General features: G+C 39.6%; 24 protein-coding genes. 2 read left to right on the top strand and 22 right to left on the bottom strand.

Annotated elements, in window-relative coordinates; all coding sequences use genetic code 11:
- Window positions 1–22: 22 nt before the first annotated feature.
- The 21 genes from ftsH to DWV85_RS07980 form a co-directional block, all read right to left on the bottom strand.
- Window positions 23–1,951 (bottom strand): ATP-dependent zinc metalloprotease FtsH, encoded by a 1,929-nt coding sequence (gene ftsH / locus DWV85_RS08080; RefSeq protein WP_123138495.1) that lies wholly within the window; start codon window positions 1,949–1,951, stop codon window positions 23–25.
- 88 nt (window positions 1,952–2,039) lie between these two features.
- Window positions 2,040–2,585 (bottom strand): hypoxanthine phosphoribosyltransferase, encoded by a 546-nt coding sequence (hpt, locus tag DWV85_RS08075; RefSeq protein WP_004698467.1) that lies wholly within the window; start codon window positions 2,583–2,585, stop codon window positions 2,040–2,042.
- Window positions 2,586–2,608: 23 nt separating this feature from the next.
- The gene (gene tilS / locus DWV85_RS08070; RefSeq protein ID WP_123138494.1) at window positions 2,609–3,607 is read right to left on the bottom strand and encodes a tRNA lysidine(34) synthetase TilS; all 999 of its coding nucleotides are present in this window, start codon (window positions 3,605–3,607) and stop codon (window positions 2,609–2,611) included.
- On the bottom strand, window positions 3,576–4,472 hold the full coding sequence (locus DWV85_RS08065; RefSeq protein ID WP_123138493.1) for a phosphatase: 897 nt from the start codon (window positions 4,470–4,472) through the stop codon (window positions 3,576–3,578). The genes tilS and DWV85_RS08065 overlap by 32 nt, the downstream gene beginning before the upstream one ends.
- Before the next feature lie 97 nt (window positions 4,473–4,569).
- The gene (locus tag DWV85_RS08060) at window positions 4,570–4,971 is read right to left on the bottom strand and encodes a S1 RNA-binding domain-containing protein (RefSeq protein ID WP_004695410.1); all 402 of its coding nucleotides are present in this window, start codon (window positions 4,969–4,971) and stop codon (window positions 4,570–4,572) included.
- Window positions 4,972–5,040: 69 nt separating this feature from the next.
- A complete protein-coding gene (locus DWV85_RS08055; RefSeq protein WP_004698500.1) occupies window positions 5,041–5,373 on the bottom strand; it encodes a septum formation initiator family protein in 333 nt (110 codons plus the stop codon).
- 177 nt (window positions 5,374–5,550) lie between these two features.
- Window positions 5,551–6,498 carry an L-lactate dehydrogenase gene (locus tag DWV85_RS08050; RefSeq protein WP_118091601.1) on the bottom strand — a complete coding sequence of 316 codons (948 nt, stop codon included), beginning with the start codon at window positions 6,496–6,498 and terminating at the stop codon, window positions 5,551–5,553.
- Window positions 6,499–6,592: 94 nt separating this feature from the next.
- Entirely contained in the window at window positions 6,593–7,408 is an 816-nt protein-coding gene (locus DWV85_RS08045; protein WP_008715821.1) for a hypothetical protein, read from the bottom strand.
- A gap of 101 nt (window positions 7,409–7,509) precedes the next feature.
- Window positions 7,510–7,980 carry a 2-amino-4-hydroxy-6-hydroxymethyldihydropteridine diphosphokinase gene (gene folK / locus DWV85_RS08040; protein ID WP_118091600.1) on the bottom strand — a complete coding sequence of 157 codons (471 nt, stop codon included), beginning with the start codon at window positions 7,978–7,980 and terminating at the stop codon, window positions 7,510–7,512.
- The gene (gene folB / locus DWV85_RS08035) at window positions 7,980–8,342 is read right to left on the bottom strand and encodes a dihydroneopterin aldolase (protein ID WP_004695400.1); all 363 of its coding nucleotides are present in this window, start codon (window positions 8,340–8,342) and stop codon (window positions 7,980–7,982) included. The genes folK and folB overlap by 1 nt, the downstream gene beginning before the upstream one ends.
- Window positions 8,342–9,175: a dihydropteroate synthase gene (gene folP, locus DWV85_RS08030; RefSeq protein ID WP_118091599.1), complete on the bottom strand. Its 834-nt coding sequence runs from the start codon at window positions 9,173–9,175 to the stop codon at window positions 8,342–8,344. The genes folB and folP overlap by 1 nt, the downstream gene beginning before the upstream one ends.
- Window positions 9,168–9,737 carry a GTP cyclohydrolase I FolE gene (gene folE / locus DWV85_RS08025; RefSeq protein WP_060919845.1) on the bottom strand — a complete coding sequence of 190 codons (570 nt, stop codon included), beginning with the start codon at window positions 9,735–9,737 and terminating at the stop codon, window positions 9,168–9,170. Before folE ends, folP begins: the two co-directional genes overlap by 8 nt.
- An 8-nt stretch (window positions 9,738–9,745) precedes the next feature.
- A complete protein-coding gene (locus DWV85_RS08020; protein ID WP_077708236.1) occupies window positions 9,746–11,302 on the bottom strand; it encodes an ABC-F family ATP-binding cassette domain-containing protein in 1,557 nt (518 codons plus the stop codon).
- A gap of 110 nt (window positions 11,303–11,412) precedes the next feature.
- The gene (locus DWV85_RS08015; RefSeq protein ID WP_008603490.1) at window positions 11,413–12,552 is read right to left on the bottom strand and encodes an amidohydrolase; all 1,140 of its coding nucleotides are present in this window, start codon (window positions 12,550–12,552) and stop codon (window positions 11,413–11,415) included.
- A 126-nt stretch (window positions 12,553–12,678) separates the two neighbouring features.
- Window positions 12,679–13,617, bottom strand: a complete 939-nt coding sequence (locus DWV85_RS08010) for an LD-carboxypeptidase (RefSeq protein WP_004695389.1) — start codon at window positions 13,615–13,617, stop codon at window positions 12,679–12,681.
- Window positions 13,618–13,706: 89 nt separating this feature from the next.
- Window positions 13,707–15,308 carry a peptide ABC transporter substrate-binding protein gene (locus DWV85_RS08005; protein WP_077708234.1) on the bottom strand — a complete coding sequence of 534 codons (1,602 nt, stop codon included), beginning with the start codon at window positions 15,306–15,308 and terminating at the stop codon, window positions 13,707–13,709.
- A complete protein-coding gene (locus tag DWV85_RS08000; RefSeq protein ID WP_077708233.1) occupies window positions 15,305–16,123 on the bottom strand; it encodes a serine hydrolase in 819 nt (272 codons plus the stop codon). Before DWV85_RS08000 ends, DWV85_RS08005 begins: the two co-directional genes overlap by 4 nt.
- Before the next feature lie 12 nt (window positions 16,124–16,135).
- Window positions 16,136–17,083 carry an oligopeptide/dipeptide ABC transporter ATP-binding protein gene (locus DWV85_RS07995; protein ID WP_077708232.1) on the bottom strand — a complete coding sequence of 316 codons (948 nt, stop codon included), beginning with the start codon at window positions 17,081–17,083 and terminating at the stop codon, window positions 16,136–16,138.
- Window positions 17,083–18,063 carry an ABC transporter ATP-binding protein gene (locus DWV85_RS07990; RefSeq protein WP_008603495.1) on the bottom strand — a complete coding sequence of 327 codons (981 nt, stop codon included), beginning with the start codon at window positions 18,061–18,063 and terminating at the stop codon, window positions 17,083–17,085. Before DWV85_RS07990 ends, DWV85_RS07995 begins: the two co-directional genes overlap by 1 nt.
- On the bottom strand, window positions 18,063–18,962 hold the full coding sequence (locus DWV85_RS07985) for an ABC transporter permease (protein ID WP_008603497.1): 900 nt from the start codon (window positions 18,960–18,962) through the stop codon (window positions 18,063–18,065). Before DWV85_RS07985 ends, DWV85_RS07990 begins: the two co-directional genes overlap by 1 nt.
- Window positions 18,955–19,887: an ABC transporter permease gene (locus DWV85_RS07980; RefSeq protein WP_004695374.1), complete on the bottom strand. Its 933-nt coding sequence runs from the start codon at window positions 19,885–19,887 to the stop codon at window positions 18,955–18,957. The genes DWV85_RS07985 and DWV85_RS07980 overlap by 8 nt, the downstream gene beginning before the upstream one ends.
- Before the next feature lie 135 nt (window positions 19,888–20,022).
- Between DWV85_RS07980 and DWV85_RS07975 the strand changes: the two genes are divergently transcribed.
- Both DWV85_RS07975 and DWV85_RS07970 read left to right on the top strand, forming a co-directional pair.
- On the top strand, window positions 20,023–20,856 hold the full coding sequence (locus DWV85_RS07975) for a pyridoxamine kinase (protein ID WP_077708230.1): 834 nt from the start codon (window positions 20,023–20,025) through the stop codon (window positions 20,854–20,856).
- 21 nt (window positions 20,857–20,877) lie between these two features.
- Window positions 20,878–21,462, top strand: coding sequence for a DUF805 domain-containing protein (locus tag DWV85_RS07970; RefSeq protein ID WP_042466700.1), 585 nt, complete (start codon window positions 20,878–20,880; stop codon window positions 21,460–21,462).
- A 129-nt stretch (window positions 21,463–21,591) separates the two neighbouring features.
- Here DWV85_RS07970 and DWV85_RS07965 read toward each other — a convergent pair whose 3' ends face one another.
- Window positions 21,592–22,761 (bottom strand): hypothetical protein, encoded by a 1,170-nt coding sequence (locus DWV85_RS07965; RefSeq protein ID WP_004695368.1) that lies wholly within the window; start codon window positions 22,759–22,761, stop codon window positions 21,592–21,594.
- Window positions 22,762–23,005 lie beyond the last annotated feature (244 nt).

Genomic DNA, 23,005 nt, shown 5'->3' with positions numbered 1-23,005 from the left:
TTTTTCATTTGGACAAAATCCATTATTTAATTTCATTAGATGATGCTTCACTAAGATCTGCTACAGTACTAGTTGTTTCTTTAGCATCAACACTATCTGGTACTACGCTACCTTCTACTTCAGAAGCTACTTTAGGCTCCTCAGCTTCAGGTTCTTTTGTTGTACCATATTTGTAAAGATTATCTACCGCTTTCGCATCGATTGTTTCCTCTTCTAACAAAGCATTTGCCATGTCATGTAAGAATTTTTCATTATCGCTAAGAAGTTTTGTTACATCTTTATAAGCTTCTTCTACGATACGATGAATTTCAGAGTCGATTTTCGCAGCGATTTCTTCACTATAGTTGCGCTCATGGCCCAGGTTTTTTCCTAAGAAGATTTGTTCTTGTTGTTCACCAAACACGATAGGACCAAGCTCATCGCTCATCCCCCAACGCGTTACCATAGCGCGAGCAGTATTAGTTACGCTTTGCAAGTCACCTGAAGCGCCTGTACTGATTTCATCTAAAATCAAGGCTTCTGCAATTCGACCACCAAGAGCGACTCGAATATCTGCTAATAATTGAGATTTTGTTTTGTAGTTTTGTTCCTCAGTAGGAAGCATCATAGTGTATCCACCAGCTGCACCACGAGGAATAATTGTTACTTTATGAACAGGATCTGCATGAGGCAATAGATGTGCTACGATGGCATGACCAGATTCATGGTATGCTGTTAATTTACGATCCTTATCGCTCACAATATGACTGCGGCGTTCAGGTCCCATGCTAACCTTTTCACTGGCTTCTTCAACTTCAGCCATAGTAATTACTTTTTTGTTAAGACGAGCCGCCAAAAGAGCTGCTTCATTTAACAAATTGCTCAAGTCTGCACCAGTAAAGCCTGGTGTTTTCTTCGCAATTATTTTCAAGTCTACATCGTCAGCCAAAGGCTTATTACGAGCATGAACTTTCAAAATTGCTTCACGGCCGCGTAGATCTGGACGACCTACAATAACTTGACGGTCAAAACGACCTGGACGCAAGAGTGCAGGATCTAGAATATCTGGGCGGTTTGTTGCAGCGATAGTAATAATACCTTCGTTGGCACCAAAGCCATCCATTTCAACGAGCAATTGGTTCAATGTTTGTTCACGTTCATCGTGACCACCACCAAGGCCGGCACCACGTTGGCGACCAACCGCATCAATTTCGTCTATAAAGATGATACATGGGGCGTTCTTTTTCGCTTGTGTGAAAAGATCACGCACACGAGAAGCACCAACACCAACGAACATCTCTACAAAGTCAGAACCAGAAATCGTAAAGAATGGTACCCCTGCTTCACCAGCAACAGCTTTAGCAAGTAATGTTTTGCCTGTACCTGGAGGTCCTGCCAATAATACACCTTTCGGAATTTTAGCACCGATAGTTGTAAATTTGCCTGGATCCTTTAAGAATTCTACTACTTCTTCTAATTCTTGTTTTGCTTCTTCAGCACCAGCTACATCTTTGAAGCTAACCTTTACATTGCCTTCACCCATCAATTTAGCACGGCTTTTACCAAAGTTCATCACTCGGCCACCGCCACCTTGCGTTTGTTGCATGATGAAGAAGAATAATACTACCAAAATGATAATCGGAATAGCAGAACCTAACAAGCTCATCCACCAAGCTGGTTGCTCAGGTGGAGCTGCAGTAATTTCTACACCATTATCTTGTAAAGTTTTGATTAACGTTTCATCAGTTGGCGCATAAGAATTGAATTCTGTTCCATTTTTTAGTTTACCTTTAATACCATGATCATTGGTAATCGTTACGGACTCAACCTTTTTCTGTTGTACTTGTTGAATAAATCCTGTATAACTGAGTTCAGATTTATTCGCACTTTGACCAGAGAAAGCGTCAATGGCGATAACGAAAGCGGCAATGATAAGTAAATAAAGGACGATATTTTTTGTAAATCGACCCAAAATATTACCCCTTTCAATAATAGTTTAGTGGCATAAACGAATTGAGTACATCTCGTTGAGAGATGCACTCATATATTATATCATATTTTTAATCTTGATACATTTCTTCCTTTAAAATACCTATATAAGGTAAGTGACGATATTTTTCTGCATAGTCTAAACCATAGCCGATAACAAAGTAGTCAGGGATGACAAAACCTACATAGTCTACTTCTACATCCATTTTACGGCGTTCAGGCTTATTCAACAACGCTGCAAGGCGTACACTTTTAGCTCCACGAGCATGTAAATTTTCTAGCAAGTAATGTAATGTTGTACCCGTATCTACAATATCTTCTACAACGAGTACATGCTTTCCTTCTACAGAGCGATCCAAATCTTTTAAAATTCGAACTACCCCTGTACTAGTTGTACCACTGCCATAGCTAGAGCAAGAAATAAAATCGAAGCTTACATCCACATTCTCATCGATAGAGCGAGCTAAATCTGTAAAGAAAACGATAGCACCTTTCAATACACCTACGAGAACTACGGATTCCCCTTTATAGTCAGCACTGATTTGACGACCTAATTCAGCCACACGAGCCTTTAATTGTTCCTCTGTATATAAAATATCTTTTGCATCTTGATGCATCTATATGACCTCCGCGATTCATATTAATGTTTGCAATATACCTTTATTGTATCACATTGAGCACTTACTTTTATACTTTTAATATTGAAAGTTTTCCCTTCCCCAGTGTTAACAATATCGAGTAATTGCTCTTGATGAGCAGTGGTAAGCTTGATTTCAGGATCAAAGATGCTCACCAGTCTTTGCCACAATCGACGTTGGATAGACAACGGCTTCTTACGTAACCCCCTACGAGATATAAACGCGCCCTCATCAGAGATAGTTACTAACTCATCAAACGCCATATCCGTTAAATTAGAAATAAGAGAAATGTCTTCGCGTACAGAAGCCCCTAGCCTTACTATAGCATCGATAACGATAGGATTAATGGCTTTTAACTCAGGTATAATGCAATGACGAATTCTATTTCTTTGATATCGTACATCCTCATTTGTACTATCTATACAGTAAGAAATATCTTTCTCTTTTAAATATAGAAGTAATTCTTCTTTTGTGACATCTAACAGAGGTCTTACTACTGGAACAGTATAATCATTACTAACAACGGCCATGCCTGTCAAACCATTAAGTCCAGTCCCTCTAATAAGATGTGCTAAAATTGATTCTGCTTGGTCATCTTTATGATGAGCTACTGCAATATAGTCATACCCCTCAGACTGTGCTATACCGGTTAGCCATTGATACCGAACTTGGCGGCCTATAGTTTCCTCTGATAGCTTTTGAGCTTGACTCAATTTAGGCACGTCAAAGACAGCCGTATAAAATGGCAGTCCTAGTACGTCCGCTTGATTTCGTAACCATAGGACCTCATCCTTACTTTCAGGACGAATACAATGATCTACGATAGCAACTCCAAGCTCATATACTGTATGGCGATGTGTAGCAATATCTTGCAATAAATGCAATAAAGCCATCGAATCAGGACCACCAGAACAAGCTACCAAGATACGACAATTCTCAGGAAATATATCATGTAATTTTAAAGTGTGATTAACGGTTCGAATGAGTGCTTTCACATTCACGGGCCATCGCCTCCATACCATCTTGGTCGCTCACAAATACATGAGGGACCTCATAGGAATCCATAAAGGACGTTAAAATCTCTGCCCCAGCAACAATAATGTCGGCACGCCCAGCGGGTAAACCTTTTACTTGTAGTCTCTCATCACGACTCATATACCGCAATTTCATAATAATGCCTTCCACCGTTTCACGGCTCAATTTATGACCTTGTACCTTTGTGCCATCATAATGGTCTAAACCTAAATCAATAGCAGCCAAGGTTGTTAGGGTTCCTCCAATACCGATAAATTCACCAAATTCACCTTCAATCATCATCGGATCCCAAAGAAAACGAGTTTCCTCCCACACTCGTTGAGGCCCTTCGTCAGATATAGATTGAAGGCGTACCGCTCCCACAGGATAAGAACGACTCCAGTACACTCCGTCCTTGTTACCTAATGCAAGTTCTGTACTACCTCCACCAATATCGATGGTCGTATAATGACGTCCATCCTTTAATTGATCTCCTAACGCACCATTAAAACCATAAATAGCCTCTTCAGCACCAGATAAAATTCGCCACTCCATGGGACAGTATTCATTAATACGTTCCATAAATGCAAGTCCATTGGCTGCTTCACGAACAGCACTCGTCGCAAAACCAAAGCAATAGTCAGCACCGTATTCATTTGCTATTTTTTGTATATCCGTAAAGGCTTGATAGGATGCTTCCATGGATTCATCTCGCAAGGTACCATCTGTATTTCGTTGACCTAAACGGGTAGTCCACAACTGCTTAGGCTCATAACGCCACTCGTTATTCTCATAGGTAGCCAATAATAAACGCACCGAATTAGAGCCAATATCTATAATTGCTAACTTCATAATTGCTCCTTACATATAAATAGCATTTTTCTAATACTATTATAGCGTTAATACTCTATACATAAGTAAAGAGATGGCTAGATGCCATCTCTCACTATTAATCTCGACGACCACCTCGGCCTCCGCGTTTTCCTTCGGTATTGCGTTTTAAATCGTGTAATCGTTCATTGCTATCGCGCAAGAATGATTTCATCTTCGCTTCGAAAGACTCTATGCTTTGTTTCGATTGAACACGATGAGGACGTTTTTCTTCGTCCATCCCCTCTTTAGGTTGTGTTTGACGAATGGAAAGTCCTATTTTATTACCATCAATAGATAAAACCTTAACCTTTACCGGATCCTCAACTTTTAAAAGGGTATTAATATCTTCGATATATCCATGAGCTACTTCAGAGATATGAACTAACCCTGTTTGCTTTTCTCCTAAATCAACAAATACGCCGAATTTTGTAATACCTGATACGGTACCATCAATAATGTTACCAACTTCGATTGCCATGCAACCTCCTAATTAATGCGGAAACCTTAAACTACAAACTGATGCAAAGAAAAAATAATAGAATACACTCTATTTTACATATGGTACTTCACCAGGCTTTACCAATCCTAACTCCTCACGAGCAACCCCTTCTATGGTCTTTGGATCTTGTAACCTAGCCTTTTCCTGTTCTAACTCTTCATTTCGCTGCTGTAACTCTTGCAATTGTTGCTCTATATGTTGTTTTTCTTGATATACAGCCACCAAGCGATAAGCCTGCCCTAACAGTAACAGCACCATAATCCCTATGCCAATCCGCTTGATCCACATGAGGATAATACGCTGATCCTGTGCTTTGCGATTAGGACGAACCCGTTTGCGTGGCCTTTTTGGGCGTTGTACATCCATAGTGTCCTGAGTCATAATGTCCCCCAAATATTCATCATCTGTATACTGTCATTTTTAGATTATACCACATAACAGAGCTTGGGACTAAAGAAAATTACAGATATTTCTCATTAAGAACGATAACATAAATCCGTATAAATTTAAAACTCCATATGCAATGTAAACTTTCTATATACAAAAGTAAATATCCACTTACATAGTCTCAGCCTTTGCAACATGTTCACGAATGACAGCACAAGAAGCTTTAAATAAGGCTAGCTCTTCATTGGTTAGTTGCAGTTCAAAAACATCTTCGATGCCATCTTTACCAATAACAGCAGGAGTAGATGCAAATATTCCTTCTTCTCCATATTGTCCATTTAAATAACAGGAGCAAGGCAATACCTTCTTTTCATCATGGAATACGGCGCGAATCAATTCTGTGGTAGCACTCGCAATACCAAACTCCGTAGAACCTTTACCAGCTAGTACATGATAGCCACCAATTTTAACATCATCTAGTACTTTTGTATGGTCAAGTTTAGGAAATCTATGAGGTAGCTCTCGATATAATTCTAAAAGTGGTTTACCTTGTACACAGACATGGGACCACGGCACCATGGCACTACCTCCATGTTCACCTAAACAGTAGGCCGTAATAGAGCGATTACTAATAGTAAAGATATGAGCTAATTCTTTTTGCAATCTAGCTGAATCTAGAGCGGTTCCCGTTGAAATAATACGCTTAGGATTCCACTCAAGATGTTTACATAAATAGGTAGCTACCACATCAGCAGGATTAGAAATTGAAATGATGAAACCTTGAAAAGAAGACTGCTTAATACGTGGAATAACGTCTTTTAGTACAGCCACTGTTTCACCAAGGCTCTCAAGGCGATCCTGATACAAATTCGGCAAAGGCCCCGCACTAAAAACGAGGATATCACAATCTCCACATTCTTCAATAGGGCCTGAGGTAGCAGTTACTTGATGTGGAATATAGCTAACGGCATCATTAATATCCATAGCTTGCGCCTGAGCTTTTTTCTCGTCAATATCCATCAAATATAATTCATCAACCTCACCTTGCAAGGCTAAAGAAAATGCCACATGAGAGCCTACATGGCCAGTGCCAATAATACCTACCTTACGTAACTTCATAAGAGCCTCCATACCTTAGCATAAAACGATAGCATATCCTCAAATGCCAATTATTTAAATCACGTATATCTGTATATGATTTATCTTAATAGAATCATAACTCATTTAAATTCATCTCATCCAGATTGAGTGGGAACAAATCTTTTCCTTCCATCGCTTGAGGAGATTTTTCTAAATATTGTTTACGCATGGACCATAAAATATCCAAATCTGTAGGATCCAATTTTGATAATGCATATATCATAGTAAAGTCAGAACCATAGTGCCCACGTAAGCTATCAGGTACACCCTTAGAGCCTTCACCACTAATGCGGTTATTAAAGAACCCTTGGATACGACGATTATCTAAATCTATAATAATAAAACCTGATCCATCATACACATATAATGTATGATTAACACGTTTTAATGCACGTACTGTATTCGTAATAAAATACTGGTCCTTCAAATCAATGAGGGACGACTCATAACCAGAATGGTAAAAGTCACCATAATAATGGGCCCCTCCATCAGTAGACTCCAACAAGCCTTTAAATTCTTTTTGCTCTTCAGCACTGAAATCGGATAAAGATTTTAGCTTTGTTATATTCCGTAAACCTCGTTGGTAATCATCCGATTTAGTTGGCTCTATATGTTGCCCCCTAAAGGTTATTGGCATTAAACGAAGTGCATTATCAGATAAATTATAAATCCCTAGTCCTTCATAACCTAAGAAATACACTTGTGATCCACTAGTCTTCATAGCTAATATTCGTTTTGAAATAATGGCATCACTAGAATTAACCAGTGTATGCGCTTCTGGATCAATACGTACTGTTTTACTATCATAATTTGCTCCTACAGCAAGCCAGTAAGATATCCCCATTATAATAAGTGCCAGTACAAATAATCCAATACGTTTTATATTCATCTACGCTCTCCACGACTTTCCAATCATAAAACGTAAAAGCATGCGTACAATATGTATCGTGTTTACAGTGTATCTAACATTAGATTATATACGATTCTAGCTTATGCACCCAATTGAGCTAATCGGTCAGCAATCTTAATCCCTTTATATGTGAATGTTGGTAATAGCTGAGATAGCGGTTCTAGTACAAAATTACGATTCCAAAAATGAGGATGCGGTATCACAAGACTTTCATCACACAAAGAAATCATCTTCCCCTCTATATCGTACACTAAAATAATATCCAAATCTAATGTGCGAGGGCCCCAATGAATCAATCGTTTTCGTCCAGCCTCCTGCTCTAATTGCTGAATAAGGCTGAGCATTTGATGTGGATCTAGAGTGCTTTCACAAGACCATACGCCATTAACAAAAGTGTCTTGTTCCGTATATCCCCACGGCTCAGTTTCAATCAGAGGAGAAGTGACTAGCCTGGAAATTGCCTCATGATGTAGTAAGGATTGAAAAGCAGAACTGATGTAGCCTCTCTTATCCCCCATATTCGAGCCTACACTGATGTAATAGGTATACATCAAATTTGTCCTCTTGTGGTAATAACCTCAACATAATCTAAAATACCTGAAATCGGTACAGATGGTTTACGCACCGTTACAGATAGACCTACGATGCCTTGATAATATTGGTACAAGGAATCGGCAATAAGCGCCCCTAATCGTTCTAACAGATTATGCTTTTCACCAGTCATAATTGATTCTACAGTTTCATATACCTCTACATAATTGATGGAATCCTCTAATTGATCACTTTGACCAGCCTTTGTAAGATCAGTTATTATTTCTACATCTACAAAAAACCGTTGTCCTTGTTCTTGCTCAGATGCCAAATTTCCGTGATATCCGTAGAATGCCATATTTTTTAAAACGATTCTATCCATTATTCACCTCGTAACAAGCCGTCTGCTACAGCTAAGGCGCGTTTATGCATCTTTACATTGTGAACACGCACCATATCAACGCCTTGGAATACGCCTGTAATACAAGCAGCTACCGTACCTTCATCGCGATCTTCTGGAGGCAATCCGCCTAACATAGATCCGATGAAACGTTTGCGGCTTGGAGCAAGCAAAACAGGGTATTCATAAGCGGTTAACTCACCCAAGCGTTGCATAACTTCAATATTTTGTTCTTCAGTTTTACCAAAACCAACACCTGGGTCAAGCCAGATTTGTTGCGGCGTTACACCCTCTTTCAACGCTTTATCAATAGCACAGAAGAAGAAAGCTTTCATATCTTCAATGATATCACCATAGTTTGTATCATTACTATTATGCATGATGATAACAGGTACCTTATATTTAGCCACCACCGCGGCCATGTCAGGGTCATAATGTAAGCCCCATACATCATTTAGAATATGTGCCCCTTTTGAGAAGGCATATTCTGCGGTTTTAGCATGATATGTATCGATAGATACAGGAACAGTAGAGGTCTTCAAGACAGGTTCTATCAATAAAGAAAGACGTTCTATTTCTTCGTCCGTAGTCAAAGGTGTAGAACCTGGTCGTGTAGACTCAACGCCTAAATCGATAATATCTGCACCATCTTCAATCATTTGTTTCACATGAGCAGTAGCTGTCTCTGGTGTATTAAATTGCCCCCCATCAGAGAAGGAGTCAGGTGTACCATTCAATATACCCATGATAAGGGTACGATCACACAAAGATAAGCTTTTGCCATCATTCCATGTATAATTTCTACGTTTAAACATTTACCTGTCCTCCGCCTAACATTGCCAACGCTTCATCCCTTACTGTACCTGTTTCAGCTAATACGCCTCGGCTTTCTAATGTAATTACCTTTGAATCTTGCTGCATAGTTCCTTTAATAAGCATACATAATTGAGTCGATGTAATACGAACAAAAACACCATGAGCAGATAAATCATTCATTATCGCATCTGCTAATTCAGATGCTAACCGCTCTTGTAATTGCGGTCTGCGACTGAGTATGTTAACAACATCTTGAAACTTACTGAGCCCTGCCACACATCCATCCTTGGGTTGATACACAATGTCTACAGTCCCAAAGAATGGCAATAAGTGGTGCTCACACATAGAATAAAAGGGAATACCTGTAACGGCTATAAGTCCCTTGTAATCAGTGCTAAACGTTTCACCCCATACCGATTTTGTTTCGACTCCTACGCCACTAAATAACTCACTATATAATTCTGTTACACGACTTGGTGTCTTTTCTAACTCTGGTGCCTCTGTATCAACAGATAAAGCCTCTAAGAATTGCTTTATCCCGTCATTTGCACGTTGATTCATCGGTCCTCCTAAACAATCTTTGTCGTCCAATCTTCAATATTCCAAATATCCGTAACCCAATCTTGATAGAATTCAGGCTCATGACTTACCAATATAATTGTACCTTTAAAATCACGTAGTGCACGGCTCAGCTCTTCTTTTGCATATATGTCTAAATGGTTAGTCGGTTCGTCTAGGACCAACACATTGTACTTATTCTGCATGAGCTTGCATAGACGAACCTTCGCATTCTCACCACCTGAAAGTACGCGCATTTGAGACGTAATATGTTCATTTGTAAGGCTACAACGAGCTAATGCTGCACGCACTTCTGCATTTGTCATCGCCGGATATTCATTCCAAATATAATCTAATGCTGTTTCAGAATTGGATGGCGTATCCTCTTGGGCAAAATAGCCAACTTGTAAGAATTCACCTTTTACCAACTCACCACTAACAGGCTTTAATAGACCTAAAATAGTCTTCAACAACGTTGTTTTACCTAAACCATTGACACCGCGAATAGCAATTTTTTTGTTTCTTTCAATTTGAAAGTCTACTGGTCTTGTTAATGGTTCATCATAACCTAATTGCAATCCAAAAGCCTCTACGATAAAGCGACTTGGCGTACGGCCTTCTTTAAAGCCAAAAGTGGGCTTGATATACTCTTTTGGCTTTTCTAGAATTTCCATCTTTTCTAAGCGCTTTGCTCGAGAATTTGCCATACCACGTGTTGCAACGCGCGCTTTATTGCGCTGAATAAAGTCTTCCATACGCTCAATCTCTTGCTGTTGACGTTCATACGCCTTAGCTGCTTGCGCTTTTTTCACCTCGTAAGCAGCTTGGAACTGATGATAATCACCAGTATAACGCGTAAGCACCGCTTGTTCGATATGGTAAATAACATTGACTACGGAGTTTAAAAACTCCATATCATGAGAAATCAAGATAAAGGCATTTTCATAATTTTGCAAATAGTTTTGCAACCACTGAATATGCTCCACATCAAGATAGTTTGTCGGTTCGTCTAAGAGCAAAATAGTCGGTTTCTCTAGTAATAGTTTTGTGAGCAAAACCTTGGTACGTTGACCACCGCTGAGCTCTGTTACATCTCGATCTAAGCCGATATCCATAAGTCCCAATCCGGCAGCGGTACGCTCAATAACCGCATCAATTTCATAGAACCCACGTTGCTCAAGAATTTCTTGCCATTCCCCTACCTGTTCAAGTAGCTTATTCATTTCATCTTCGGACACATCACCCATGCGATTATACGCATCGTTAATGTTTTGCTCCATGACGAATAAATCATCAAAAGCACGTTGTAATACATCACGGATGGTCATACCTTTTTCAAGAACAGCATGTTGATCCAAATACCCAACAGTTACCTGATTGGACCATTCAATTTTCCCCTCATCAGGTGGCAATTTACCTGTAATGATATTAAGAAACGTAGATTTACCTTCACCATTTGCACCAATGAGGCCTACATGTTCACCTTTTAGCAAACGGAATGATGCATCATCTAAAATTTGTCGCGCTCCAAAACCATGAGTTACATTTGAAACGGTTAAAACACTCATATCTATCTCCACCGGAATAAAAGCCGTCTTGTTGAAGACGGCTTATTTCATACTTACTTAAATATTATATCTATTGTACCTTTTTGACCTCTATATGTCAAAAATTGAACTTACTTACACATCGCATAACGCAAGGCTACAACAGCCATAATCTTAGCACCCTTAATCGCTTGGTCTAACCCATAGTCAGATCCAGCAGCACAAGTAAATTCTGGCGTATGCGCTTCTAAACCTAATCCAATCTGCAAGGTAGGCTGTGCTGTTGGTACTTCGTAAGACACATTACCTACATCAGTGCTACCATCCGCCTCATCATCAGGCAATATACGTGGGCTTTCACCAAATTCAGTCATCACATCTTTAAAGAGATTTAATAACTGTTTATCTTGACGCATATCCTTAAAGAGTGGCTCATAGTGATGCATCTCAACTTGAGCTCCATAGGATGAACCGATTTCTTGGGCTGCCTCTTTAATAGCCGGCAAAATAATACCTTCTAAATCATCCACTGTACTACCACGAACAGTCATACGAATCGTAGCCTTTGGTGTAACCACATTTGGTGCCGTACCTGCCTCTGTAAAGATGGCACCTACAATAGCACCTTTAGGAAAGGTCTTTTTTAAATCTTTTACCCTTTGATATAAGTCTACCGCACAATCTAAGGCATTAATTCCTGAATCTGTTAAGGATGCAATATGACAAGAACGTCCATGGAACGTAACCTCTAGAGGATGTGTCGCCAATGATGTACCTCCCACCTCATTTTCTCCACCTGGATGAATGATAAGTGCTGCCTCATAGCCTTTAAAAAGACCGGCTTCTGCCATATATACCTTACCACCGATAGTTTCCTCTGCAGGGCACCCAAAGAATGTTGTACCCCAATCCTGTGGTGCACTTTGACTAAAAGCAACAGCAGCACCTAAGCTCATCATAGCAATAAGGTTATGACCACAGCCGTGGCCTAGTTCCGGTAACGCATCATATTCACCTAAGAAGGCTATTTTATGCCGTGCAGTACCGTTATAGTCGCCCCGTAACGCTGTTTGTAACTCTGGCCGATTAGTTAGACTTACATGAGATATAAAATTATGTGTTTCTAAGAATTGGTGAATTACCTTTACTGCTTTATGCTCATTCAAGCCCAATTCAGGATTATCGTGTAAATATATGGAAACTGCACGCAATTCCCGTGCCATACTATCTATGATGGCACAGGCGCGAGCCTCTCGTTCTTGTAGTGTCATAACTCCCCTTGTTATTATCTAATATCTTATTACCTATTATTTTATTACCTAATATCACGGTAACTACTATTTTTATCTAATATCTATTTGCCTATTAAGTAAAATCGTTCATCCAAAAGCTCTTAACTATTTCGTATAAGGATGAACGATGATGGTATTAGAAATATATCTAAAGCTAATCGTCGCTCCTAGCGGTAATGTTTGATGTGGCGCCCCATGTCCCGTTGGCACATAGCATACAAAAGGATCTGGTAATTTTGGATTTCTATTTTCCTCCATATAGCGCAATGCTTCATAACCTAAATCGTAATCACGCTCATCTTCATCTCCTTCACAATCTGTAAAGATACCAATGACTAAGCCTTTAATACGGCTCAACAAACCGCTGAGTCGAAATTGTTGTAACATGCGATCCAGCTTATAAGGAGCCTCCCCTACATCTTCAATAAATAGTAAGGTATCTTCCCATGATTCATTCTCTAAAAAATAAGGCGTTCCCGATAACATGGATACCATCGTCATATTACCACCTCGTAAAATACCCTCACCGAGTTCTGTGCCAATCGCACCTCGGGGAGGCTCTGGCAAGGGTTCTATAACTTTTAATTTGCCTTCTAAAGCATTAAATAGCGTATCAATATCTGACTTACGGTCTAATTTAAAATCTACCCCCATAGGTCCATGATAAGTAATGAGGCGGCTATATCGATTAATAGCCATATGAAGTGCTGTACAATCACTATATCCAACAAAAGCCTTCCGATACTTACGAATCGCTTTATAATCTAATAAATCTAAATAGCGCATCGTGCCATAACCACCGCGCAAGGCAAGAACCGTATCACAAGGAGCCACAGTCATCATGTATTGAAATTCTACGGCTTGCTCCTCAGGTGTGCCTCCATATAGCCCCTTTCTCCTTGCACTTTCACCTACAAGCACCTTATAGCCTTTAGCCTTACAAATTTCTTCTATTCTATGTAAATCTTCATCGCTAGCACTAGCAGGTGCCATAATACCTATGGTCATCCCCGGTGCCAAACGTTTTGGTTCAATCCAGTCCATATATCCTCAGAAAATACCTGTTAACTTATAATATATTAATATTCCCATACAACAAAAGACGTACACAAGGTGTACGTCTTAAGTGTATCTTATTTGTATGCTTTTTTAAAGTCAACAAGTCCCAATGTGGTCCAGAAATAATTTTGAATTGTTCCGTTTGTCACATATGGTTGTGTTGTAAAGTACAACGGCATAACAAGAGATTCATCAAAAATCATTTTTTCTGCTTCATGCATCAACGCATCACGAGCAGCCCCATTTGGAGTTGTACGAATGCGAGCAATCAACTCATTATACTCATCACTATGGTACTGTCCATCATTATCTTCAGCAGAGAATACCTCTAAGAAGTTTTGTGGATCGCTATAATCAGCAACCCAAGAAGCGCGCGCAACTTGGTACTTACCAGCTTCACGGTCTGCTAAGAATACCTTTGTCTCTTGATTTTGTAAGCGTACATCTGCACCAAATGCATTTATCCAAGCATCTTGAATCGCTTCTGCAATAGCTTTATGTAATTCACTTGTATTATACAAAATCGTAATTTGTGGCAATGGACGATTCTTACCATAGCCAGCCTCTTTAAGGATTTCCTTGGCTTGCTCTACATCTTCGTATACGAGATAACTACCAGCTTCACGGAAGTCTTCACGGCCATTGCTTTCGAGCATACCATATGGTACAAACGCATAAGCTGGTTCTTTACCGCCTCTAACAATATTATTAACAATGTTAGCACGGTTGATAACCATAGAAAAGGCTTTACGCACATTTGGATCTGTGAAAGGTTCTGCTTTCACATTGAATACGTAATAGTAGTTACCAAGCATAGGGCCAATATGTAATAGGCCTGCTTCTTCTAAACGTTTTTGATCCGCTACAGGAGGCTCAACAGTCATATCAGCTTCGCCACCTTCAACTAAGGTGAGACGCGTACTTTGAGACTCACTAATAGGCCAATTCATTTTCTCTGTTTTCACAGATTCTGCGTCCCAATAATTTGGATTCTTGATGAAATCCATTTCCCCATTATGCTTCCAAGAAAGCAAGCGGTATGGACCATTGGATACTATAGTTTCCGCATTAGCTGCCCAATTTTCATGAGCCTCTACTGCTTTTTTGCTCACTGGATAATAGCTATGAGACGCTAATAGTTTCAAGAAATAAGCTGTTGGATTTTCTAAGGTAACTACCAATGTATCCTCATCAGTAGCCTTAACACCAACCTCTTCAGCCGTGGCTTTGCCAGTATTAAAGGCTTCGCCATTTTTCAATACATATAGCATGTATGCATTGTCCGCATGGACTTCAGGGTCTAATACGCGTTTCCAAGCGTATTCAAAGTCATAAGCCGTCAAAGGCTCTCCATTAGACCATTTCAAATTAGGTCGTAAGTGGAAGGTATACTCACGGCCATCATCGGAGATTTCCCAATTTTTAGCAAGTGCTGCTTCTGGTTCACTTTCATCATTCAAACGAACTAGACCATCGAATAATTGAAGTTGAACCGTAGCCTCCGGAGAGGTAGTAGACTTTGCGGGATCCAATGTGGATGGTTCCTGCTCAATAACATAGCGGATTGTGTGTTCATCGATTGGTTGAACACCACGAGGGTACCCAAATACAAATAAGAGTACGCTCACCCCTAGAGCGAGGACCATGAGTTTTAACAAGTTTCGTTTATCCATCATGGCAATGCTTCCTCTACAAATTCTTTCATGATGCGCCCAACTTGAGCGCCTAATTCTTTACCTCGGCCATTATCGATATCGCTCATTAAAAGAATAAAGCAAAAATGACCTCTAAATGTTTCTATTACACCCCCATCATGCTCTACGCGATCAAGGGATCCTGTTTTATGGTGAAAGCGTATGCCTTCTCCCCAGTAAAATGGTAAGATATCACGGAATTGTTGGCGACCTAAAATATTCCACATTTCTCGGCCATAAGCATCTCTATCACGATATTCAAAAATATGTTTATACAGACGAGCTAGTGACATGGCTGTAATATAATTATCACGCCCTTCAACCAAGGCGTTAAGGTCCATCATCATGCGATTAAGCTCCATCTCATCCAGGCCAAGCTTTTCCGCTCGAGCATTGATATTTTCCATTCCAAGCACTGTGATGAGTAGATTTGTCGCAATATTATCACTAAGAACCATCATGAGACGGCACAACTCAAGATAGGTAAAACTATGTTTACCTACTAACTCTTGTAGTGCACCGCCACCTTCAACGCGTGGAGTTCTAGATAAAGGAACGGTATCATTAATGTCCAATTGCTCAGTACGAGCTAAATGAAAGACATATTCCATGATAAGTACCTTAATTAAACTCGCACCAGAATGTACAGTATTTTCACCTCTAGCTGCGATGAGTATTGGTTCCTCTTCATCATCAAATTGTAACACTGCATAAGATATATTTCCTGCTGGGGCCAATTCTTTAATGACTGTATCTAGTTGATGTTCCAGGGACTTGCCAACAATTAGTTTTTCCATACTATTCTCCCATTATATGTGCCAGCATGCAATGCGGCGATCAGCCCAGTCTCGAAGTGGTGGACGTTCTGTAAAACAACGACCTTCCGCTTCTGGACATCGACCACTAAACAAACAGCCTTTTGGCGGTTCTAGTGGATTAGGTGGATCCCCTTTAAGAGGTGCCCCAATTGGTGCATGTGGCATAACTGGACCATTTAGAGCCGTCAATGCACGGGTATATGGATGTTGTGGAAATTCATATAAGTCCAATGCAGGACCTTCTTCCATAACAGCACCTAAATACATAACAACCATGCGATGACTAATGTAGCGCACCATATTTAAATCATGAGAAATAAAGAGGTACGAAATACCATGTTGTTCTTGTAACCGTTCTAGTAATGTCATAATTTGCACTTGGATAGATACATCTAACGCAGAAATCGGCTCATCACAGATGATACATTGAGGCTCCATAATAAGAGCCCGTGCAATGCCGATACGTTGACGTTGCCCACCAGATAGTTCATGAGCATAACGCTCACCAAATGACATATTTAAGCCAACTTGGTCAAGCACCTCTTTTACACGAATCACGCGATCTCGAGGTGTATACTTTGGATCCAGTTCTAAAGGCTCCTCTAAAATCGCATTAACCGTAAGCCGCGGATTAAGGGATGCATAAGGATTTTGAAATACCATTTGCATCACCGGGTGAACAGACTCTCTATCCACATAAGGGTTGATATGTCGACCATTCATATAAATAGAACCAGATGTAGCTTGATATAAACCCATCAAAGTGTAACCAAATGTAGATTTACCACATCCAGATTCACCTACGATACCTAGGGTTTCCCCTGGTGATTGATATAGACTCACGCCTTGTACGGCATGTACCGTTTGTTTTGGCTTAAATAAGCCGCCTGACAGGGTGAACTCTTTAACGAGATTGTCAGTCTCCCATACGTAACTCATTAAAGTCCCTCCAACTTAGCTAACCAACATGTAAACTGGTGACTTTCACCAACATTTGTAACCATCGGAACCCGACTACCACAGATTCGCATAGCCCATTTACAACGAGGATTAAATGCGCATCCACGAGGTAAATCAAATAGATCAGGTGGTTGACCTTCAACAGCCTTCAATTCGCCGTGCCATTTACCTTGAGGCAATGCAAGCAACAGCCCCAAAGTATATGGATGACGAGGCTCGCTAAAAATACCATCTACTGTAGCAGACTCAACACATTTACCTGCGTACATAACCATAACCCGATCACAAATTTGAGCAATAACACGTAGGTTATGAGAGATAAAGATAATCCCTATGCCAGCCTCTACGGCTAATGTTTGCATAAGGCGCAAAATTTGTGCCTCTGTAGTAATATCAAGAGCTGTTGTGGGCTCATCACAAATTAAAATCTTGGGACGACCGGCCACTGCCATAGCAATACATACGCGTTGGCGCATTCCACCGCTCAACTCATGAGGATATTGAGATAACCGGCGTTCCGGTGTAGACAGCCCCATCTTCTTCAATAAATCGATGGCAATGGCCCTTTCATCGTAATCTTCACCATACGCATTTGTACGACGGATAACCTCATACATTTGCTCTCCAATGGTCATGATAGGATTCAAGGAGGTCATAGGATCTTGGAACACCATGGCAACCGTCGTACCACGAAGTTCATTCCAATCATCTTCAGTAAATCCTAAACAATCATGACCATCAATCATGAATGTATCCGCTTTAATTTTAGTTTTACCATATGGCAATAAGCCCATTAAAGAGTTAACTAAAACGGATTTACCACACCCAGATTCCCCGACTATACCTAAAATCTCACCAGGGTATAAAGAAATATCTTGATTGCGAATAACTCGCAACGGACCTTGGAAGGTATTGATGGTAATAGATACATTACGTACATCAACAATAGCATTATTCATTATCTATCTCCTTCCTTAGGGTCTAATACATTACGTAAACCGTCGCCAAAAAATGCGAAACCAAGCATGGTAATACTAATAGCAACAGCTGGGAAAATCAATTGGAACGGATAAGAGCGCATGCTACTAATACCTTCAGAAGCTAGTACGCCCCAGCTCGCCATAGGTGCATTTACACCTAAGCCGATAAAACTAAGAAATGCTTCTGTAAAAATAGCCTCAGGAATGGCCAATGTTAAAGTAATAATGATCGGTCCTACACAGTTTGGTAAAATATGACGTAATAAAATTCGACGCTTAGGAATACCCATAGCTTCTGCTGCAATGATGTATTCTTCGTTTTTAACTTTCAAAATTTGGCTGCGTACGATACGGGCCATATTAAGCCAATACGCAATCCCCAACGCTACAAAAATAGAGATTAGCCCAGGTCCAAGTACAACCATCAATAAGATTACGTATAGTAAAAGTGGAATACCATACAAAACATCTACGATCCCCATCATGATACGGTCTACCTTGCCACCTATATAACCCGCAATGCCGCCATAGGCAACGCCAATCACAAGATTAATAAAAGCTGCTACAAAACCAATGGTTAAGGAAATACGAGCGCCGTACATAACACGTGTATAGATATCACGGCCCAATGTATCCGTACCAAACCAATGGCTAAAGCTTGGACTTTGGTTCGCATCAATTAAGGATTGGTCCGCATAGGTATAAGGTGAAATAAGTGGACCTAGAATAGCAAGCACCATCATCACAATAATGATGGTTGCACCAACTACAGCTAAACGATTTACCTTAAATCGTTCCCATTTACTAGGACGTTTTATAAAGCTAGTAATCTCTTCTTGAGGGGCTCGTTCAATAGGTAAAAAGTCTTCCTTATTCATCTGTCCCCTCCTCCGTTGTAACTCGTGGATCGATTAATGGATAAATCATGTCCACCAAAATATTAAGAAATACTACAAGCGCACTATAGAAAATCGTAATACCAAGAATAACCGTATAGTCTCGGTTATAAATAGATGTTACAAAATACTGACCTAGACCAGGAATCGCAAAAATTGTTTCTACGATAAAGCTGCCTGTTAACAAACTAGCTGCCAATGGACCTAAGTACGTAATAACTGGCAAAATTGCATTGCCAAGGGCATGACGTGTCAAAATGGTCCAAGAACCTAGACCTTTTGCGCGAGCTGTACGAATGTATTCTTGTTGATACACGTCAAGTAAACCACTGCGCGTTAAACGAGCAATAAATGCCATCGGTTGCGCTGCTAATGTCAACACAGGTAACACCATGTAAGAGGGGCCACGCCATAAGGCTACCGGGAACCATCCCAATTCAAAGCCTACTATGTACACAAGAACAGCACCGATAATAAATGTTGGTACCGAAATCCCTATTGTAGATAATACAGTTACCGCATAATCTACAATGCTATTAGGTCTCATGGCACTAATCGCACCAGCTGTAATACCACCAACTATAGCTACCATTAAAGATAATAAACCAAGCTGTGCGGAAATTGGGAATGCATCACCAATTATATCGTTTACACTACGGCCTTCATATTTAAATGATGGGCCCAAGTCACCTGTAATGACGCCACCTAAATAATCTCCATACTGTTTCCATACAGGATCATCGAGATGATATTTAGCCTCGATACTTGCTTTCACCTGAGGCGGTAATTTCTTTTCTGTTGTAAAAGGCCCACCAGGTATCGCATGCATTAATGCAAATGTTACGGTAATGATGACCCATAAGATTATGATTGCGCCACCTAGGCGTCGAAATACATACCTCGTCATTGTCACTTTCCTCCATAAAAAGTCTATTCGTTTTATTATACTACATTATGAAGTTAATTTCATGATTAACATCATTACATTTACAGAAAGGCTCACATAACGTACAATAAAATATATGATTATTTGGAGGTGTCTATGATAGCAGTACCTAGAGTTTTAACAATTCAAGACATGAGCTCTATCGGACGCTGTGCCCTTACCGTTATGATTCCTATCATCAGTGCCATGCGCTGTCAGGCGGTTCCTTTGGCGACAGCGGTACTAAGCAATCACTTAGAGTATCCACACTATGAATTCGTTGATTTATCTGCTCATATGAGAGATTTTATGGACTGCTGGGATAAAAACGAAATTGACTTTCACGCTATCGTAAGTGGATTCTTGGCATCACCAGAACAAATTCACCTCGTTGAAGAAGCAATCGATCGATTTGCCTCTAATGGTCAGATGGTTATCGTCGATCCCGCAATGGCCGATGATGGTCGCCTCTATTCCATTTATACTCCTGATATGGTTGTAGCTATGCGCCAACTTGTATCTAAGGCCCACATCGTAAAGCCAAACTATACTGAGGCATGCTTCTTATTAGATATTCCATTCTCAACAAATCCTATTAGCGAAGATGAATTACGTGAGCGATGTAAACAATTACATCACATGGGCCCTGAAATGGTTATCATGACCAGCGTCCCATCGAAAACACATGCTGTTATTGCGGTCTATGATGGACCTACAGACTTTTTAAAAACATACTCTATACCTCTGGTTCCTGTAAAAGCTACAGGGACAGGAGATATTTTTACTGCTGTATTATCTGGTGCTGTAATGAAGGGATATTCTCCTTATGATGCGGCAGAACTGGCAATGAATTTTACTACCAACGCGATTCAAGCAACGTTAGATACAGTACAATCGCTAAAACATGGAGTCGCATTTGAGTTAGTTTTGCCAGAATTAACTCAACTATAAGCTATAAATAAAGGGGAACTTATGGATTTACTTTATGTTGTATTAAGAACACTGCTCATATGTACCATCGGTTTACTCATTGCATTCCAAGGACGTCGCATGGGTTTATCGATTTTTAACTTAACAGGACGGTTAAATCGACTACAATTTATCATATGCTTCATCGCTTTAATGATTTTATTTCATATTGTCCACTACATCGATAACATATTCTTGGACTTTGTTGTATCACTACCAGCATATTGGTTGACTAGGGTCATTATTTGGCTCTTACTGGCAACCCTCTTTCCTTTATCTTGTGTCTTATTTGGCCGTCGTATTCACGACATCGGCTTCAATGCATGGGCAGGAATCCTCTGGTCTGTAATCATGATTTTCATCAATACCTACTCTGCCGTATCTCCATTCAATTACATGCTAGAGCTTTTTATATGGCTCATCGGCTTCCTATTCTGGGTATTACCAGGACAACCTGAGCCTAATCAATATGGTAACCCTCCATTTATGAATGTAAATCGGACAGTTTATGAACCAATACAGCCACCTATATCTAACAAAAAACAAGAAGGTCGAAAAACAGTTCGTAAGCGACGCAAAAAGCGATAATTAAAAATTAACACCCTACAATAAAAAACGTATCTCTATAAGTAATATATACCTTCTTTACTGGACAACCAGTAAAGAGAGTACATATCAAAGAGATACGTTTTTATTATGTCTTCTGTTTGTACAACATTAGTTCATTAACAACATCAACTCAATCAAGGTACAACCTATATATGCAATAATAAACTTAACCTTTTGTTTACGCGCTCTATCATCATCTGCAATTTTAAGTCGATTTGCAAGGAATCGTTTATCGCGAATTTGCAACAAAAGGTGTTTAATTCGCTCTTGGCTTTCATTAGCAGTATACTCATCACAATCAGCTGTCAATGTAGCTTGTTGCATGAAGATGCGTCGGTGTAGTTTACGCATTTGAATTTTAATATTGTTATGTACAAATGCACTTTGCCACTGTTTGCGAGAATCAAAATACATGTACAAATACCGAGGAATATTCATAACCAAGAAGGAAATGATAAAAATCCCTAAGGAAATTAAAAAGTACGTAGAGAATGAAAATTCCAATGTTTCTGTCGGTAAGTAGTGATGCAAGATAATAAATGTAATCCATACACCTATTGGCAATAAAAGGACTGCTGCAATATCGATAGAACGAAGCCAGCTAGTACGAGTTGGCACATCAGGTACTGTAAAAGTATCTACAGGATCATGGAATGCATAGTAATCCAACTGTAACACAGATTGACTGGTCCGCGGGTTACCCAAGAGAACAGGTCCATTACTACCAATATGGCGCTCAGGCATGGGTATGAATTTCTTCACTTGTGTATTAGGTAATAAGTCAAACTGAATTATACCTTTCTTCTCAAAGCGTACAGTAGATCCTTTTTCACCTAATGCAATAGGGTTAAAGAAAATACCGAAGAGACTTAGACACCAGTTTCCCAACAAGTGTAAAATAGAGTTCAAAATAAACCCACCTGTATCTATATTATTTGTATCTAAACGAATGGCAAAGGATGATGAATAATCATCGAACCATAAATCCTCTAAGGTGAATTCCACATTAATCACATTCCCCCATTTTGTAATAATGGATAGGAATATTTGATTGTTTGGTTCAAATTCAAATGTTACAGCATAAAAGAACCAATGATTACGAAGAGCGGCACGCAACATGCGATTAACCATATCTTCTTCTATATATAATAAGCGATGGTCAAACAAATCTTGTTCTAAAGGTGCTTTTTCTAATACGGGCGCCTTATCCACCACCGCATCTCGATCAGATAATGCTTCATCCACCAAAGCTCGTAATTTGGTGAAGATTTTAGTCATAACCCCTCCAAGGGTGAAATAATAGCTCTTAACACAAAAATTATACCATATATTGCATGATTTATCGATAAAAGTATACTACATATACTATTAAATATAAATATAATTAAAGCCCCTTTTTGCATAGTAAAAGGGGCCTTATTAATGTAGTTAAACATTAGTCGTATTATAATTTAATATTCATAATAGATCTTAAATTGCAACGTAATATTAAACATTGTCCAAATCTATAATTAAGCATTAA

Origin of the sequence: Veillonella sp. AF13-2 (assembly GCF_003603295.1) — a bacterium.
Taxonomy (GTDB): domain Bacteria; phylum Bacillota; class Negativicutes; order Veillonellales; family Veillonellaceae; genus Veillonella; species Veillonella parvula_E.
The sequence above is the reverse complement of the archived record's forward strand: the minus strand, read 5'-3'. Positions and strand labels throughout refer to the sequence as shown.